Below are 15,582 nucleotides of genomic sequence, written 5' to 3' on the forward strand. Positions count from 1 at the left end.
ACGATTATCCTTTTTCATAAAAGTCTATTGTCCTAAGTACGGCAGTGAAAATTGGGAAGTACTCAATTAATTCATATGTAAAAAGACACATTTCGGGGCAATTGTATAGTTTTTGTATAGGGAAATTAGGTAAGATTATATCTTCACAGGATTTCTCGTAACCTGGATGTGAAAATATTACTATTTCTGGGTAATTCATACATAAAAATAAATAATGACTTTAGTAGATAAATCACCTTTCACAATAAACAAAGGAAAGAGAGGGATGTCAATTTGCTTCTTCTTTTTATCATTATTTGCATTTTTATTTCTTTTACAATCATTCACAGTAGAAAAAGAAAGAAACGTCAAAATCAATTAAGTATTCGGCTTAAAAATTCATTAAAACATAATCAAATAACAAATATATGACTTTAGCTAAACCGATTTATTTCAATCATCTGCACAATCGTAATGGAGGTAAACATGTATGGCTAGAACTATTACAATCACTTCAGGAAAAGGTGGTGTTGGAAAAACAACCGTAACATCCAACTTAGGGGTATCCCTTGCCCTTCTCGGACAAAAGGTTTGCTTAGTTGACGCAGACTTTGGATTAAGAAATTTAGATATTGCCCTTGGGCTAACTAACAGGGTAATTTATGATATAGGTGATTTCATAAACGGGAAATGCTCTTTAGATCAAGTCGTCATCAAGCATAAAAGTTTATCTAATCTGACATTACTGCCTGGAAGCAAATTATACTCACACACTAGCTTAGAGCCAAAGAAATTTACTGAAATCATAAATAGCATTTCTGAAGCGTATGATTATGTTCTCATTGACTCTCCCGCCGGAATCGAGATTGGTTTTAAAACTGCAGTTGAGGCAGCAGATGAAGTCATTGTTCTAACGAATACTACGGCTGTTTCCGTCCAAGATGCCGATCGTGTACTCGGGCTCTTAGAAGAAATGAACATTAGAAATGCAAAATTGATCATTAATATGGATTATACAATCAAGAATAAAAAGCTTGGCCTTTTAGATAATGAACAAATTATCGATAGATTACACGTTCCTTGCCTTGGAACCATTACAAACGATTTAATGATTATCCAATCAAACCATAAAGGCACACCTATCGCGTTTGATCCGACAAATGAAAACAGCATTCGCTTTCGACAAATTGCAAGAAACCTTCATAAGCATGAATTAAAACCATTTGTCTCTTTAAATACAACTAAAAACAAAAGAAGATTTCTTCCACTTTTGCCTTTTAACAATAGGGCGGTTTCGAGATTCTGAAAAAGTCCATCTTGGGGATAAGATGAAGTAACACCTTTAAGAGGAAAGGGTATGATTCATTGCCCTAATCCAAGCTGGAGGATTTAGTACTAATAATGGTAAAGCTTTTAAAATAAAAAAATAAATCTACAGAGGGAGAATGAGGACGGCTCTTCCGCTTCATTTCCACCTTCAATAAAACGTGAGAACCATCCTCCACTCCCTTTTCTATTTAATGATAACCGTTCCTACCATTTGCAGAACCAGATGTTTTTTGCTTTGGTCTATGCTTCGAGTTTTTTTGTTTCTTATGCTTAGCCATTCATTTCATCCTTTCCCAAATGGTTTGAGAGGAGCTTACCTCTCATAGGTAGTGTTCGAAATGACAGCAAAAGTATGTAGCAAACGAAGCAATAGGGTGAGGAAGTCGGTGGGAAACTGGGGAGAAATTGGGGGCGTTCTTTTTTTTTGCTACTGGATAAAATAAATAATGTTCAGCTGTACCTTTTTTGTATTGCTCTGTTAAATTTTAGTGTTATTTTCTTATTTATAATACCAGTTAATAAACGTCCTTTGGTCACATAGTATAGCTTCGAAATTCATCGATTGAACAATATGTTCAATACTCTCTTCCTTTGCAAGCAACAAAGTTATAAAAGAATCATACAAGCTCATAAAAGCATAATCCATATTTTCATCCGTCACAATTAACTCATTACACGAAAGGTTACATATGTCTAAAGGAGTCGTATCATGTATATCTAAAAATCCACAGTTCTCAAAGATTGGTGCTGAGAAATATAATTTATTTGCTTCTTTTGAGCCAATGACTTTCAGTAAACGATCCAACAAAAACAATGATGTACTATCTTCTGTAGGATAAAAAAGATCTTGATTAAGATTTGAATTTAGCTTATTAGCTAAATCCTCTCTTTTAAATTCTTTCCTGAGAGCACTGATAGAGGTCTTTAAAGCTATCGCTAGCTCATTATAAGAATTTAAACTACAACTAGACATCATTTCCTGCCAAGAAACGGGCTTCCCAATCGTTAAAATCTCTTCATCACTTGGATAGATGTGTTCGTAGGGAGTCTTTCTCACTGTTATCTCCCATCCTGAAGGCATTTGGACAAAGGGATGGAGTAATATTGCGGCAGATTTAAAATGCCTTCGAATTTGTTTTAAGATGGGCGATCTATCATTTAACCAAATGTAATCTAACACAATATTACCTTCTTTCAGACATATATATTTAATTTAGCTCAATCGTTATCGCCTATTCAATACAAACCAGACATTGTTTTGTTTTATTTTTATTAGAAAATACAACTTCCGTATTGGTAATCCACTTCAAATTTCCAAGATGTTTAACAAAAGCAAATTCATTTGGTTTTTCAACAATAAGAAGCTCACTTTTCAGTAATTCATCAGTGCTTCTTACTTTGATATTCATCGTGACGGTATAGTTATCTATATCATGCTGACAAAAAATCTCTGCGGTGTATTTTCTTGAAGGGGAAACCTTTTGTTTCCATACATATTCATTTTTATAGTTAGCTTCTATTACTTTTTGATAAGCCAGGTTAAGTATTGGTATTTCCCATTTATAAGCTTCTCCTACTTTTAAGACCCCTTCATATAACTTTTCTAATATGAATTTCTTTTTTTCTTCTTTTTCGAATTCTGTATAAGTTCTAAAGTCAAATTCCACTTCTACTTCAGTGAAACCGTCACAATTCCGTATTTCATTGTTATGTACTCTTTCTACACAATTTATCATGATTTTTTTAGTTTCCTGGGTTTGAAATTTACCTAAATGATGTAAATATAAATCGGCAATACATCTAATTTCATTCCGAAAATTCATTCGTTTCTCTTTCCAATTCATCTCATAATCAAGAAGGATTGCATCCTTTTCATGGATATTTATAAGTTCTTTAATAGAAGTTTTATTTTCGTAATACGGTAAGTCTAAATCAATATCTTTTAATAGCAGACCGCTCACCCTCTCCTTACTATTACTAAATTTTACCCCAAAGCATAAATTAATGACTCCAACTTTAGTTAAATAAAGATGCTGCAATCAAATCTTTAAAACTATAGATTACCTCCAGCCTACAACGTTTGAAATTTACTGTAAAAAGTTTATTGTGTATAGTGGTTTATCTAACAGTTAACAGTTATTGCAATTATATTAATACTCATATGTTGCGCAGATTTACTAATTAACAGGGTATATATAGAACCAAATGAAATGCAACATATTCCTTATTGGATTCTTATTGTATTTGCGTTATTAGGAGGTTATCTCTTTCCAGAATACCGTAAAAGTGATAAATAAGTGTTCCAACCTTCACCTGTTATATGTGAAGGTTTTTCATTGTGTATTTACTGTATAAAATCGTTTTTTATACTATTTGTATAATAACTTGCTAATTAGAAAATAGATTAACAATAGAAAAAAATATATGATGCAAACAGAAAAAAGGTAATTTACAAAACTAAAGTTAAATTGGGGGGTATTATCTAAAAAATCCAATTGTAATCCAAATTGATGTGGAAATCCTCCTTCATAACCAGAACCTGATTCTAATAGATTCTGTTTAACATAAGGGATAGGGAATCCAAATTTAGCATCTTGAAACTCTTCGTAACTTTCAACGTTGGATGGTATCAGAAATGGTGTTAAAGACACTAAGATAATACTGATAATCGGTTAATAAAATATAAACAAAAATTATCTTTTTCATGTTCCCCCCTTAAAATATGTCACTTACTTATCATTTCGAGTTTATTTCTTTAATTCCTTGTTAAACTATTCTGCTACTAGTTGAATTTTCCCTTAATCATTTTGGAAATATATTACCTTAATAAATAAGAAAAAGGCCGTAGAAACAGCCTTACTTAATCTACGAAAATGCCCAATGTTTTTTGTTCCTTATATATGAGATTTAATAACTAAACAATCTTTGCATAAATGAAAGTAAATATTCATCTCACCTAATTGAAAATCCACAACCGAAATGAGCTCCCGTTCCCCAAGGTCTTGTGTAGTTGTGGCAATGTATTTCATTTCTTGGTTACAAATTGGACACTCTAATTCTTCAGGAACTTCATTATACAAAGGTGCACCCAAAATTCGACATAAATATTCCGAACCAAATAAATCAAATGCTGTATCATAATTATCCTCATTGATTGGAATATCTTCGGCTTTCATTTCAATTAGCTTTACATTTGTCTTTGGAAGTGGTACAGGTAGCCTATCTTCCTCATCTTGAATCCATTCCTCTGTATTTTCCTGACTTATTACTTGAATGGATTTACCTCCATTACTTAACTGAAAATATTGGGTCTCCCACACCATTGAGCAATTCAAGCAAGAAACTAAAGGTAAAGTATTTAGTTTTTCAGTTTTTATTTCGGATAGCCTTTCATCTTTTAAATCAAAACAAAATATTAAATGCATCTTCTCCCCGCATAATTTACAAACAGGCAAATCACAATCTTGTCCACCAAAATAATGATGATATACATCGTTTCCTTCTATTACCCTGTACCCTTTTAAACCTTTCCAGTGTTCCCCATAAGGTTTCTTTGCCATTTAAAATCCTCGCTTTAAGTAAAAAATTAATTCAAAACATAATAATAGTCCATTAATGAATTCCTTCTTGTGCTTACCTGACTTGATCGTCGAATTTGAAAAAGGATTGCCGCAGCAGCCCTATTTTTCAGCATAAGCACCTGTTAGTTCAACTAGAAAAGTTATTATTGTTCCGCTTCATCACATAGTTCTTCTGCAATCTGCTTTATACGTTCTATTGTTATACCTTCTCTTTGTTCTATAGCTAATGGGTGTTCAGTCGGTTCTAACTCGATATATGGACGTACTCCAACGGAACGAGTATGAACCATTGTTTTTATATTTATTGTTTCAGGATAACAAGGAATTGAAGTTGATAACCAGCCAAACATCGGCTCTAGTTGTTGTTCTCTTCCTTCCACTTCCAGGAATTCATTAGTTTTATCAAAATTTCCTTTGCTTAATGAAACCCAGACATCCCAAATAAATGGACCCTCTCCATCTATTACGGGAATTTCAATACATCCACGAATAAAAAAATACTCATCGTCAATAATGCACAAATCTTCGTTCATCTTTATCCGGTGTTCTTGTTCCTCTGATGGTACGTCGTAACAATAATCAGGAACTGGGCTTCCATAACTCATTGGAAGTTCAGTGTGATACTTTCCACAACATCTACATAAATAACCTTCTTGATAATTACTCATTATATATTCCCTCACTAGAAAAATAGCTTTTCCTCAATATTAACCTTAAAACCAAGTAAATGATTAATATTTTTTCACACTAACCTACTTCTTCGTTCAAAAAAAATGCGATACCTCTTTATTGAAGTATCGCTACCCATTTTTATGAAATGGAAGTGCATTTCTTTTATTAAAGAACGACAAATTAGCATTAGGTTCAAATTCCAAAATGGATAATATATTTTTCATCTTCTATTGCCTGCGTAATGATTGAAGCCAGTTCTTGAAGTTCAACAGATTTTGCTATGTACTTTGAAGATGTGACAACATCATAAAAGAATGATAATGATTCAGGTGGAATAATCGTAATTCCACAATATGCTAAACCAATATTTGGTCTATTGAATGAATGATAGTATGTTTTCATGATCGATAACCGGTCTACTAAACATTCAATTATGTCATCATGTACAGAAATACAGTTGTATTTTTCCGGATCATAATCTATGTCATTTTCTTGCCTGTCATTGTCATCTAGTATTCCAAACTCGTGTACACAAGGCATTGTCATCATCCTTTTCACAAAATGACTGTTAGCAGCATAATAAAATCATAATCCTAACGGAGTAAATTACGTTCTAACAAATCATTGTATTCACTCCAAAAATCATCATACATTTTTCTATCGAAGTCATCAAAGAATTGTTTTTCTTTTGAGGACTTGTAGAAATTTTTAGCCTGGATGGCAAATTGAACCACTTGATCTTTATATTCGGTTTTACTCAATTTGACCTTTAGGCCTGGATAATAGATGCTATCTGATTCTTGGTTAGTTGTAGTAACTTTCACAAAATCTGATAGAAAAACTTGGTCATCACAATGTTTCACTGTCCAATGTATGGAAATGGGACAACCCGTCATTAAAATTGCACCACATCCATGGAGAATTACCCCTTCCTCATTAACAGGGTCACTAACATAATCATTGTCGATTGTTCTTAATAAGGCTAATGCTGATTCACTAATTCCCCATTCTTCCCCTACGCCTGATTGAGTAATAATTGTATCGTTAACATGTAAATATATTTCACCGTGTGAACATAGATCTTCTTCTGGAATATCTGAACATTGCCAGTTCTGTTTCATGATATTTAATTTAAACAGTTTCATCATATAACCTCTTTATAATTTAGTTAATATCACAGCTTTTGTAAGTATTTTTATACCTTTTTATTGACTAAGTTAATTAAATAAAAAATTTGAGTAATCAAAAAAGAAAGAAGCATAATAATAATCATTCCAATTAAATATACTGCTTCCTCCGCTGGGTCACCCCCACTGATAAATATGGAACCAAATATGAAAAAAAGGAATCCACTTAAAAATACAGTTAAGCAAAAAATACGAATATATTTTGACATATCATCTCACCTACCTAAGTCGCTCAATATTCCCCATCTTTAATAAATTGTACGTCCTCTAATTTTTTTCCTGCTTCATTCGTGCAATAACAAAACTTCCTATTACTTTACATACAATACTTCATAATTTTTTATCGATTCCCCACTTTGAAGCAATTTACGAAAATTTTGAAACAATTTATTCCTTTATCCGTATTACTAGTAATGGGAAAAAGGGAGAGAAAAACAAGATGCGTACGTTCACCAAGCCTTTAGGTTTAACAGCTATTATAGCAATCATTATCGGTCTATTTAATTTCACGAATATTGCTACGGAAGCTAATTTATTAGGTTTATTTTTCATTCTGTTATTAGTAACACTTTTTATCCACGAGTTAGGTCATGCATTGTTTGCAATCAGTGCTGGGTACCGCTTTAATTATTTAACGATTGGTCCAATCACATTTGAAAATACGGATCGTTTCCGTATTAAACGTAATGACAATTGGTTTTTGTTTGGTGGAGTAGCGAGCTGTTCACCTAAGTCCAGTGACCTAACATCTATTGCCAAGCAGCATAAGCTGTTTGTTGCTGGTGGTCCAATCTTTTCTATAGTGGCAGCCATCATTAGTTTACTTGTTGGTATATCAAGTGATATCGACATGTTTACATACTTTGGAATATTTAATTTCGTCATTTTCTTCGCTACGATTTTACCTTACCAGCAAGGGGCTCTAAAATCAGATGGACGTGTATTACTAGAGCTTTCAAAAGGTGGGAAAGAAACGGAAGAATTGTTAACGATTCTATTATTGATTAAGGAAATGAATTCGCCGATTCATCCATCAAACTGGTCTAAGGATTTAATCGAAAGAGCGAAAGCATTAAAGCCAACTGTTGAAAATGTTACGGTAGGCTATATTCTTTTTTATTACACGCTTCTTAAGGAAGGGTATGAAAATGCTTCAGCCATCATTGAACCTTATAAGCAATTACCTGTAACAAAGCAAAACAAATTTGCGTTACAATTTATCAATCATATTCGGCAGATCGATTTAGTTCTAAAGGGAGAACATGATGAAGCACGTATAGATGCATTTCATCAGTTATTTAGTCCAATCGAGCCGCTAAGCTATAAAAGAAGTGAAGCCATTCTCGCCAAAATAAAGGGGGATGAGCAGCAAGCAACACGAAAATTATCAGAGGTTTTGAAAGAAATTAATAAAGGTAAAAAACAATTTGGATTTTATTGTGCGGAAGAACAGTTAACACATGTTTTAATGAACAAGATAGGGTAATGAGGAACAGTTCTTACAGTTCACTTAAATAAAAAAAGCAGCTTAAGGACTGTCCCCATAACCACGTTCTCTCTATAGAAAAAGGGTACAACTGATAGAAAACTTTCAGCTGTACCCTCTTCTGGAAAAAAGAGAGACGGTTCTTCACGAGAACCGTCCCCAAAAACCCCCACAAATCCTTTAAGCTTGATTATTAAATATCTCTAGTTTTCACTTTACGCTTCTGCCCGATAAATAGAGCAAAACCAACTAATAGCAATACCAATCCAAATAGTAACCAATTAGTAGTATTGGTAGCTGTTTTAGGTAGTTCTTGTTTCTTTAATTCTAGCTGTTTCTGTGCATTTTCTAACGAGGATAATGCAGCATCGATTTGCGATTGTGTGACATGATCATCCTCTAGTACTTTTCGGGCATTTTCTAATGCTTTTTCATATTCTGACCAACTATCAGATGTGTAATCAGATTCCTTTAATTCTTCTGATTCTTTCTCAGCTTTTTGAAGTGGCTTTTTATCAACTGTTAACGCTGCTCGAGCTTTCGCTAACGCTTCTTTTGCCATATCTATTTCAACTTGAGTTGCATTCGGGTCATTTAATATATTCTGTGCATTTTTTAATGCCTTCAAATAATTTTTCCAGCTAGCTTGTGAATAGTCTTCTTCGTTAAGATCTGCTGATTTATTCTCTTCTGCATCAAGCAATGTCTTATCAACAGTTAATGCCGCACGGGCTGAAGCTAATTCAGCTAATGCTTTATCTACTTCTTCTTGTGTTGCTTGTGGGTTACTTAACACTTCCTTAGCGTGTGTAAGTGCTGCTATATAAGCCGCCCAGCTTTTCGTTGAATAGTTTTTTGAATCAAGCTTCGTCGATTCACTTTCTTCATCCTCTAAAGCTATTTTATTTACTAGCTCAAGAAATGCCTTCTGTAGTTCAGCCAATGTTTGGTCCACTTCTTCTTGTGTTGCTTCAGCATTTTCAAGAATATCATTAGCATGCTTAAATGCTTTTTCGAAGTTTGTCCAAGAGTTTACTGTGTAGTTATTCTCTTTTAAGTTTTGCTTTGTGATTTCGTCTTTCTTTGCTACCAGTTCTGTTTTATCAACAACAATGAATTGATGATCCTTCGTTACATCTGGTCGTCCTTTTTCAGAAGTTGTTACCTCTACTACGTACTTACCAGCTGCTAATTTATTAGCAATTTGATATGTCCAAGTACCATCCTTATGAATTGTTAAGTCGGCTTTACTAATAACAACCTTATTACCATCAGGTCCAATAATTGTTATCGTCGCATGATCAGCATTCGTATCAGCCGTCCCTTTAATGATTGGTGTTGTATCATTTGTTATTCCATTCGGATCATCTATTTGCAATGCTTTTCCAAATCGGTCACCAGCCTCGTACGTAAAGTCTTCCACTGCTGTACCATTTTCCTCATCACCAACTAAATTTGCGCTACCTGTTGCTTTGTTGTATGTTACTTCAACAATATCGTCGCTTAATAAAGCTGTTCCTTCAGTTAAAATTAACTTCACCTTATTTGTCTTTTCATCAGGATTTGCTTTAACCAACTGAACTGCAATGACTTCTACTTCTTTTCCATTGACTGTTACTGTAAATCCAGCTTTCGGGTCTACAGCTTTCGAAGCAAATGTCATATCCTTATCAAACACAACTGTCATTTCATTATATCCGTGATTAAAGATGACATCATTAACGATTGGAGCATGTTTTTCTAACGCTGCTCTTGCTGCTTTTAAATCATCTAGCGCTTTCTGGACAGCTTCTTGAGATGCGGTTGAATTATCCAACACTTTTTGCGCTTCTTCTAGTTCTTTCGCAAAGTCTTCCCAGCCTGAACGGTGGTCGTCTTCCTCTAAATCCTCTGCACTATTGATTGCAGACTCTAAAGCCGTTTTGTCAACTATAGTAAAACTAGCTGATTTTGTGACGGTTCTTCCATTTTGGCTATTTTTCGCTGTTACAAAAACAGTGTAGTCTCCAGGTTGAAGCTCCTCTAATCCTGTCCAATCTTCAAATATCCAGCCTTCGCCATTAATCTTAGCGACTGCATTGACTACATGTTCTTCACCTTTCGCGTCAACAATTGTTAACGTAGCGATGTCTGCCTCTTTGTAAATGTCACCATAGAAAGATGGTGTACGATCATCTGTATTGCCTTTTGTTCCATCGATTTGTAGTGCCGCACCAAATTTATCTTTTGCGACGATCGAGAATGATTTGTCTGCTGTACCGTTCTCTTCATCTCCAAAAATGTTTGGTGAATCGTCTGGTGTGTATTCTACTTTTACTTCTTCTGCATCACTTGATAATGGTTGGTCAACGGTTAACGTTACGGTGTTCCCGTTTACTTCTGCATTTGTGACAGCATACGCTTTTCCGTCAACGGTTACGGTAAATCCTTCTGCACGGTTTTCTGCCGTTAATTTGATGTTTTTATCAAATACAATCGTGATTTTATTGTCTCCGTGCTCGTATGTTGCTGGAGTCTCTTCTTTTGGCGGATGCTTTTCAAGAGCGTCTCTTGCCGCTTGAAGGTCTTCTAATGCTTTATCAACCTCTGATTGAAATGCAGCCGGATTCGTTAAAATCTCTTGTGCCTCTTCTAATTTTTCCGCAAACTCATCCCAGCCTGCTCGATAATCTTCTTCATGAAGTTTCTCCGCACTGTCTACTGCAGCTGTTAATGCCGTTTTATCAACGACTTTGAATTCGGCTGATTTTGTGACAGTTCTTGGGCCTTCATTGTTTGTTCCTGTTACTTCGAAAGTATATGCTCCGTACGCTAGCTTACTAGCTTCTGGGATTGTATACGTCCATATGCCTTCTTTTACGGTTGCTTCAACGTCTTTTATAACTACTTTTCCTTGCTTGTCTTTGAAGGTTAACGTTACTTTATCGGCATCTTCATGTATTGTCCCTGTAAAGGTAGGTGTTTGAGTATCTGTATTCCCTTTTGTTTTTTCAATTTGAAGTGCCGCACCAAATTCATCCTTTGCGATGATCGAGAATGGTTCATCTGCTGTGCCATTTTCTTCATCTCCAAAGACGTTTGGTGAATCATCTGGTGTGTATTCTACTTTTACTTCTTTTGCATCACTTGATAACGGTTGATCGACAGTTAATGTTACTTTGTCCCCGTTTACTTCTGCATTTGTGACAGCATATGTTTTTCCGTCAACGGTTACGGTAAATCCTTCTGCTGGATTTTCTGCCGTTAATTTGATGTTTTTATCAAATTCAATCGTGATTTTATTGTCCCCGTGTTCATATGTTGCTTGCGACTGTTCCTTTGGCGGATGCTTTTCAAGAGCGTCTCTTGCCGCTTGAAGGTCTGCTAATGCTTTATCAACCTCTGATTGAGATGCAGTCGGATTTGTTAAAATCTCTTGTGCTTCTTCTAATTTTTCCGTAAAGTCTTCCCAGCCTGAACGGTAATCTTCTTTCTTTAGTTGCTCGGCACTGTCTACTGCTGATGTTAGAGACGTTTTATCAACGACGTTAAATTCAGCAGATTTTGTGACCGTTCTTGAGCCTTCATTATTTGTGGCTGTTACATCATATGTGTAAGCTCCGTACGAAAGCTCACTTCCCTCAGGTATCGTATATGTCCACGTACCTTCTTTTAGGGTTGCTTCTACATCCTTTAGAACGACTTGTCCTTCTTTGTCTTTGAAGGTTAATGTTACGTTATCGGCATCTTGATGAACTGTTCCTGTAAAGGTAGGCGTTTGGTCATCTGTGTTGCCTTTTGTGCTATTAATTTGAAGTGCTGCGCCAAATTCATCTTTTGCGACGATTGAGAATGGTTCTTCAGCTGTTCCATTTTCCTCATCACCAAAGACGTTTGGTGAATCGTCTGGTGTGTATTCTACTTTCACTTCTTTTGCGTCACTTGATAATGGTTGGTCAACAGTTAACGTTACGTTGTTTCCGTTTGCTTCTGCATTTGTAACAGCATACGTTTTTCCGTCAACGGTTACGGTAAATCCTTCTGTAGGGTTCTCTGCAGTGAGTTTGATCGATTTATCAAACTCAACGATGATTTTATTGTCTCCATGCTCGTATGTTGCAGGAGAGTGTTCCTTTGGTGGATGTTTTTCAAGCGCGTCTCTTGCCGCTTGAAGGTCTGCTAATGCTTTATCAACCTCAGCCTGAGTTGCAGTTGGATTTGTTAAAATCGCTTTTGCTTCCTCTAGTTCTGTAACTAAGTCTTCCCAGCCTGCACGGTAATCTTTTTCATTTAATTTCTCGGCACTGTCTACTGCTGATGTTAGAGACGTTTTATCAACGACTGTGAATTCAGCTGACTTTGTGATCGTTCTTGGTCCTTCATTGTTTGTTCCTGTTACTTCAAACGTGTAAACACCATTTGCTAGCTTACTTCCTTCTGGTATTGTATACGTCCATGTCCCGTCTTTTACGGTTGCTTCTACATCTTTTAAGCCTACTATCTCATTTCCTTCCTTGTCTTTGAAGGTTAACGTTACTTTATCGGCATCTTGATGTACTGTTCCTGTAAAGCTAGGTGTTAGGTCATTAGTAATACCAGTTGTCGTCTGAATTTGTAATGCTGCACCAAATTCATCTTTTGCGATGATTGAGAATGTTTCGTCTGCTGTTCCATTTTCTTCATCTCCAAATAGGTTCAGTGTTTTATCTGGTGTGTAGTCTACTTTTATTTCTTTCACATCACTTGATAATGGCTGATCAACGGTTAATGTTATGTTGTTTCCGTTCGCTTCTGCGTTTGTAACAGAATACGTTGTACCATCAACGGTTACTGTAAATCCTTCAGCAGGATTTTCTGCCGTTAATTTGATGTTTTTATCAAATTCAATCGTGATTTTATTGTCTCCATGCTCGTAGGTTGCCGGAGATTTTTCGATTGGCGGATGCTTTTCAAGTGCATTCTTTGCTTCTTGTAGATCTGCCAATGCTTTATCGATTTCGGCTTGACTTGGTGTATTTGTTCCATTTTTAATTTGTTCTAGGATTCCAGACGCAGTCGCAAGGGCAGGTTCAAATTCGATATCATCATCAGTATCATCATTTTTCCAGCCATTTCGATATTGCTCTTCGGCTAAATCCTTTACTTGATTATAGTAATCTTCAAGACTCGTTTTATCGATATAATGAAAGGTTGATGTATTTGTTGCTTCAGCTCCACCCTTTGAAGCTGTTGCTTCGATCGTATAATCACCTTTAATCAATTCATCTGTAAGGGTAATCGACCAATTACCAGCTTCATCAACAATTGCGTCACCATCAAAAACACTTTGACCATTAGGATCCGTTACTTTAACAGAAACAGTAGATCCCATTTCCGTTTTTCCAGTGATTGTTGGTGCAGTTCGATCGTATAAGGAGGCATTGTCTTCAGGCTTATCTACTATTAGAGAATTCCTTAAAGTAGTAGCAGCTTCTGTTTTCGTAGACATATTGATCATGAGGGCATTATCCCCAAATGCGCTTTCGTTGCCTTCACGATTAATAACAGAAATTTTAACTGGTCTGTCTCCGCTATATTCTGTATTTTGATACGTAACGAGCTGAGCAATTGCATCAACGACACCGCTAACGACTTTGCTACTAACGACTCGTATATTATCAATACTTAATGTAGCTCCATGTGTTGTACCATCTGTTCTGTTAAACGATCCTGCAACAAAGCGGAAGCGATACGTACCATCCTCTTGAACTTCCCCATTGTTCGTTGTCCAATCTTGTGCCGAGCCTCTGCCATACAGGATTTCTGTGTGCTCACCTGTTTGTTCATTAACTAAAAAGCCATAAACCTCATAGTCATCTCCACCATCATTGGCTTTCCAGTCAAACGATAAATAATCGCCCTTTTTTGCTTTAAAAGGTGAACTTATGGCTTCTATCCCAAAAGATGAAGCAATTTTCCCATCTTTTACTGCGTAATCTCCATTTTTGAGAAGAGCACTTAAAAATCCAATTTCAAGAGCCTGACTGGAAGTACCAGTATCACTATAGACATTCTTTACATATTTATTAAGACTCCCAAATACAGCTTCAAAACCTTCAACCTTTTGTAAATCACCTGTCGTTGCTGTCATGTTATAATTCACATTCGTCGCATAGGTATACTCATTATTTGGTCCTGTTACCGTATAAGTACCATCCCCGTTACTTGCGACACTGTCATATGCACGATTTTGTGTTTTACTAGCTAAATCCCCTAGCCAAATTTGATTAATAGTGCTACCATTTGGACCAACACTCGTATGATTAATTGTCCAATCTGGAACTAGTTCACCTAATTCACCTTTTTCAAAGTCACCATTAGGTAGTGGTGCTGACAAATTAATTCGAAGTGGACCTGCTTCACCATTTAATTCATTATCTATAGAAGCAATCGGTACATCATTAAGCAAAATTTGCGTCCCTTTTACAGAAAGAATCGAACCATCAGATAACGTTACACTTTCGCCATCAGGCAAAAATAGTTTCTCCGTATCAACGTACTCTTCAGTTATATCAAACTGTAAATATCCTTCTGCAAATTGTTCTCCTTCTGCAGGTTGAAGATGAAAGGTTGGTGCGACAGGAACTTCTTCCCCGATTTTCGGATCATAGTCAATGTCTGCAAGCTCAGCTGCAAATGCCACTTGTCCACCAAACTGTGGCATTATCGTACCTGCAATTAAGAAAATACTCAAAAATAATGCCAGTTTTGATTTAAACCTATTCAAAGTTTTCCTCACTCCTTTTTGATTGATATCCCCCTTCATTGAACTCGGTAGTTTTTCCTACAAGAATATAACTATCAAATTCAATTGCCCAAAAAATAGGATATCAGAACTATCTATACAAAAACTCTACAAGGAGTTAGGAGTGGTCAGAACTAGTAAAAAATTGGTCCTAATCATTGGAATATATTGATTTAATACATTAATCTACGTCTAATAGATTAGATGCAGAAACTATTAACCTTAGATATGGTTTTCGTTTGATACGCGATAAGTCCAATGGCATATAGAGAAAACATGAGGGAAAGTATTTTAAAGGAAAAGTGAGTTAAAAAATTTCCTGCATTAGGATCAATACTCTTGAATTCTATGAATGCAGTCAGGAACTAAAGGGTGAAGATTGAAAAGAGAACGATAGGAGGTGAGGCTTGCCAAGAATGAAAGAAAAAAAGAGTTAAGGTACTTCCACGATTTACATCGTGCTAAAGGGTATAATTGTTGGCTCAAGCAGCACTAACCGAGTGTTGTAGGGATAGTCTCTCCCACTTCGATTTAATCAATCTCACAAACTATGAGAACCTTCCCTCTCAACTTTCCCACCATAAA

General features: G+C 35.6%; 9 protein-coding genes. 2 read left to right on the forward strand and 7 right to left on the reverse strand.

Annotated elements, in window-relative coordinates; genetic code table 11:
- Positions 1-469: 469 nt before the first annotated feature.
- A complete protein-coding gene (gene minD, locus ACTJJ9_RS02620; protein ID WP_145580279.1) occupies positions 470-1,285 on the forward strand; it encodes a septum site-determining protein MinD in 816 nt (271 codons plus the stop codon).
- 522 nt (positions 1,286-1,807) lie between these two features.
- Here the strand turns inward: minD and ACTJJ9_RS02625 are convergent.
- The 6 genes from ACTJJ9_RS02625 to ACTJJ9_RS02650 form a co-directional block, all read right to left on the reverse strand.
- Positions 1,808-2,488: a DUF2711 family protein gene (locus ACTJJ9_RS02625; RefSeq protein WP_145580277.1), complete on the reverse strand. Its 681-nt coding sequence runs from the start codon at positions 2,486-2,488 to the stop codon at positions 1,808-1,810.
- A gap of 52 nt (positions 2,489-2,540) precedes the next feature.
- On the reverse strand, positions 2,541-3,269 hold the full coding sequence (locus tag ACTJJ9_RS02630) for a hypothetical protein (RefSeq protein WP_145580276.1): 729 nt from the start codon (positions 3,267-3,269) through the stop codon (positions 2,541-2,543).
- A gap of 933 nt (positions 3,270-4,202) precedes the next feature.
- The gene (locus ACTJJ9_RS02635) at positions 4,203-4,868 is read right to left on the reverse strand and encodes a hypothetical protein (protein WP_145580274.1); all 666 of its coding nucleotides are present in this window, start codon (positions 4,866-4,868) and stop codon (positions 4,203-4,205) included.
- A gap of 164 nt (positions 4,869-5,032) precedes the next feature.
- Entirely contained in the window at positions 5,033-5,557 is a 525-nt protein-coding gene (locus tag ACTJJ9_RS02640) for a DUF2199 domain-containing protein (protein WP_145580272.1), read from the reverse strand.
- 196 nt (positions 5,558-5,753) lie between these two features.
- Complete coding sequence (locus tag ACTJJ9_RS02645) at positions 5,754-6,101, reverse strand: short-chain dehydrogenase (protein ID WP_145580270.1); 348 nt, start codon at positions 6,099-6,101, stop codon at positions 5,754-5,756.
- Positions 6,102-6,154: 53 nt separating this feature from the next.
- Positions 6,155-6,706 carry a hypothetical protein gene (locus ACTJJ9_RS02650; protein ID WP_145580365.1) on the reverse strand — a complete coding sequence of 184 codons (552 nt, stop codon included), beginning with the start codon at positions 6,704-6,706 and terminating at the stop codon, positions 6,155-6,157.
- Positions 6,707-7,187: 481 nt separating this feature from the next.
- Here ACTJJ9_RS02650 and ACTJJ9_RS02655 point away from each other — a divergent pair, with 481 nt between their 5' ends.
- Positions 7,188-8,234 (forward strand): M50 family metallopeptidase, encoded by a 1,047-nt coding sequence (locus ACTJJ9_RS02655; RefSeq protein WP_145580266.1) that lies wholly within the window; start codon positions 7,188-7,190, stop codon positions 8,232-8,234.
- Between the two features lie 193 nt (positions 8,235-8,427).
- On the opposite strand, the gene ACTJJ9_RS02660 is transcribed toward ACTJJ9_RS02655, so the two are convergent.
- Positions 8,428-14,979 (reverse strand): SwmB domain-containing protein, encoded by a 6,552-nt coding sequence (locus ACTJJ9_RS02660; RefSeq protein ID WP_186324086.1) that lies wholly within the window; start codon positions 14,977-14,979, stop codon positions 8,428-8,430.
- Positions 14,980-15,582 lie beyond the last annotated feature (603 nt).

The organism is Metabacillus sp. 22489 (genome assembly GCF_052044855.1).
GTDB classification, from domain to species: Bacteria; Bacillota; Bacilli; order Bacillales; family Bacillaceae; genus Metabacillus; species Metabacillus niabensis.

Excerpts from the sequence above, each read along its gene's own strand:
- ACTJJ9_RS02650 (WP_145580365.1), bottom strand. The coding sequence starts at position 6,706 with ATGAAACTGTTTAAATTAAATATCATGAAACAGAACTGGCAATGTTCA.
- minD (WP_145580279.1), top strand. The coding sequence starts at position 470 with ATGGCTAGAACTATTACAATCACTTCAGGAAAAGGTGGTGTTGGAAAA.
- ACTJJ9_RS02655 (WP_145580266.1), top strand. The coding sequence starts at position 7,188 with ATGCGTACGTTCACCAAGCCTTTAGGTTTAACAGCTATTATAGCAATC.
- ACTJJ9_RS02645 (WP_145580270.1), bottom strand. The coding sequence starts at position 6,101 with ATGCCTTGTGTACACGAGTTTGGAATACTAGATGACAATGACAGGCAA.
- ACTJJ9_RS02635 (WP_145580274.1), bottom strand. The coding sequence starts at position 4,868 with ATGGCAAAGAAACCTTATGGGGAACACTGGAAAGGTTTAAAAGGGTAC.
- ACTJJ9_RS02640 (WP_145580272.1), bottom strand. The coding sequence starts at position 5,557 with ATGAGTAATTATCAAGAAGGTTATTTATGTAGATGTTGTGGAAAGTAT.